This is a genomic window from Pseudovibrio sp. WM33, from assembly GCF_001623165.1.
Classification (GTDB): Bacteria; Pseudomonadota; Alphaproteobacteria; order Rhizobiales; family Stappiaceae; genus Pseudovibrio.
Window position 1 is genome coordinate 1 of the sequence record NZ_LMCK01000082.1, and the last position, 2,989, is coordinate 2,989.

Genomic DNA, 2,989 nt, shown 5'->3' on the forward strand with positions numbered 1-2,989 from the left:
GGGAACTCTGGTTCAACACTGCATGGGATGCCATGTGGTGGTTTCAGTGCTTGTGCGATCATAAGCCACCTAAGAGATGTCTTGGACGAACTGACGTATCGAGACACTCTCCTCTCATTAGGCTGGGCATATTCTCACCCGAAAACCAAAACCGCTTTTCGGGAACACGCTTTAAATGCAGAGTGCACTTAATAATAGTCAAGGACATGGTGAGTTAGATTGATGAAGCTGATTGTAAAGCTAGAGCACGTTGCGTTCATTTTCATTTACGCATCGCGCTCTAGCATCTTTAGTGGAGCGAATTCTTGTCGTTTGATTGAATGCAATCAAACGGAACGCGCTCTAACGCATCGATCACTGAATGTGCACGCGCGCATCAACAAAAGCCAAAAGAGCGCCTCATGTCGACCACTATGGAACAAGTCAGATCCTGGCAAGGCCCTGTGCTATTCAGTTATGGGTTCAGGCCGTTCTTCCTCGCCAGCGCAGTCTGGGCAATCGTGCTTATGTTGCTCTGGATTCCACTCGTTTCCGGGTACATCGAGCTGCCGATTGCGTTTGATCCTGTCTCGTGGCACGCCCATGAGTTCCTTTTCGGCTATCTAAGCGCCGTTGTTGCAGGTTTTTTGCTGACCGCTATTCCCAACTGGACCGGGCGTATGCCCATTGTGGGCAAGCCGCTCATTGTCCTGTTCAGCCTTTGGGTGATTGGCCGTGCCGCGATCCTGTTCGGCGCTTACCTTCCAGCAAGCGTCGTTGCCGCGCTTGATGTTGCAATGCCATTGGTGCTGGCCATTGCGTGCCTGCGCGAAATTATGGCAGGCAAAAACTGGCGCAACCTGATCGTGTTGGGTTTGCTGGGCCTGCTCATAGCATCCAACCTGCTGTTCCATTGGGAAGCCTGGAGCGATGGATACGCAGCGCAGGGCTATGGTATGCGTCTGGGTATCTCCACCATGGTTCTGATGGTAGGTTTGATCGGTGGGCGGATTATTCCTTCCTTCACCCGTAACTGGCTGGTGAAGCAAGGCCGTAAGAGCCTGCCAGCGAGCCCGATGCAGGTGTTCGACAAGATCTCACTGCTTGCCCTCCTGGTCGCACTGCTTGTCTGGACTGCGCTTCAAGATCATTGGCTGGCGGGTGTTGTGCTTTTGATTGCCGGAGTATTGCACTTCGCGCGTCTGGTTCGCTGGAAAGGACAGTATACCTTCAAGGAACCTCTGGTTTTGGTGCTGCACGCAAGCTATCTGTTTATGCCGCTGGGTCTGCTTGCACTTGGCTTTGCCATTCTCCAGCCAGACCTACTGGATATCACCGGAGCACAACACCTGCTAATGGCTGGCGTCCTGGGTATGATGACTTTGGCCGTCATGACCCGTGCAACCCTCGGGCATATGGGCATGGAGCTCAAAGCAAGCCGCGGCGCTACCTTCCTCTACTGCGCAATGGCCACATCAGTCCTCCTCCGTTTCTCCGCAGGCCTATTCCCAGACCTCGTAGCAAGGCTCTACGATATGTCAGCGCTAGCATGGATCCTTGCATTCGTGGTGTACGTGGTGACCTTCGGCCCCCTGCTGGCGTGGGGGAAGAAGTGAGGGGGAGTTGCCCCATAGGCGCTAACTTAAGGAGCTATGTTTTCGAATTCGTTGAATTTTTCGCTTTCTGGGAGGTTCGCATATACCTCGCCAAAAGCTGCTGGCGTTAACTGTGATGTTAGTCAGATCCCATGCTCCCTGAATTGCTGAAATGAAGGCCTGAATGATCAGCTCATGTAACCTCCATCTGGACGGAGAACGTTGCTTTAAACTCTCTTCTTGAGGAGAATGAGCCATGCATTCCTCACTGTGACGCTCAATCAGCAGAGCCAAGATGAGATGTGACAACAACCAGGTTTTGGCAAGATCTGGGTTCTTTGCAGGCAGGCGGTCAATATGGATAAGGCTTTTAAGGCGCTTGAAGGCGAGCTCAATCTGCCAGCGGACCCTGTAGAGCGCGGCAATGCTGACAGCGTCAAACTGATCCTCTGGTAAAGACGTCAACAACAACATGTATTCAGCGGCGACGAGTGAGGAAGGGTTCAGTTTAGTACATTTCCTGCTTGCGGTTCTGCGCAGGCGTTTTCGTTCTTGCTCGGTCGCTTCAGGTGGTTTGCGCTGGATGATCAGACGGGCGGGAATATCTTGCTCCTTTGAATTTCCCAAAATAGTAATCTGACGATCAACGGGCCGGTCATAGTTAGCTTCAGGCAATACGGCAAACAGGTCAAACGGCGTATCATCGGGTTGGCGCAAACGAACCTTACGCCAACCGGTTCGTACAAGAAAATCTCCTCCTTCCTTGAGGATGTAATGAAGTCCGTTTGCCTGAGCATAGCCCCTGTCTGCAACGTGAATATCGCCCTTCTTGATTGGTCCTCGTGCTAAGCTTTCTGCGCCGTGCACATCGGTTATCTCAAGATGCGTAAAGCGTCCGGCAGCAGGATCATAGCTGGCGTGTAAGCGGTAATCGATCTTCTTAGAGCCCACCCCGGAAATACAGCTACCATCCACCAACCGGAGACGGTGTCCGCTCGGGAAGGTCTGATTGCCTGCCTGTGACAGCAGCTTACCTAGAATATGCTCAAGCCAGTCTCCGGCCCCTTGAAGCCGCTTGAGAACAGCTACATCCGACAGCTCCCCGATTCCGCTCAGGGCTGCCCACGCTGCAGTGCTACGCAACGACATGCCACAGGGACCATATGCCATGGCAAGGCGCAGCAGATCTCGTCCGCTTGAAATTTCACGCTTTCGCAGCAAAGCTCCAAATTTGATCGCGGTTTCTTCAATATCAAGACTAGATGACAACGATGAAAGAATGTCTGGCCATTGAGCTAACGTAGGAACTTCAGTTTTCATTCCCCTTATGAATCACATAATGATTCCAGCGGTCTACATATACTCAAATGCTCCGATTGAGCCTCCCCCTTTGAAGTGGTCCACGCCTATAGTTA

Annotated in this window: 2 protein-coding genes; one reads left to right on the forward strand and one right to left on the reverse strand. The window is 52.3% G+C overall.

The genetic code is table 11. The annotated features are described in order from the left end of the window. Window positions 1–401 precede the first annotated feature (401 nt). The gene (locus PsWM33_RS13670) at window positions 402–1,595 is read left to right on the forward strand and encodes an NnrS family protein (RefSeq protein WP_063300617.1); all 1,194 of its coding nucleotides are present in this window, start codon (window positions 402–404) and stop codon (window positions 1,593–1,595) included. A 21-nt stretch (window positions 1,596–1,616) separates the two neighbouring features. Here the strand turns inward: PsWM33_RS13670 and PsWM33_RS13675 are convergent, their stop codons facing one another. Then, window positions 1,617–2,894, reverse strand: coding sequence for an IS4 family transposase (locus PsWM33_RS13675; RefSeq protein ID WP_063300616.1), 1,278 nt, complete (start codon window positions 2,892–2,894; stop codon window positions 1,617–1,619). Window positions 2,895–2,989 lie beyond the last annotated feature (95 nt).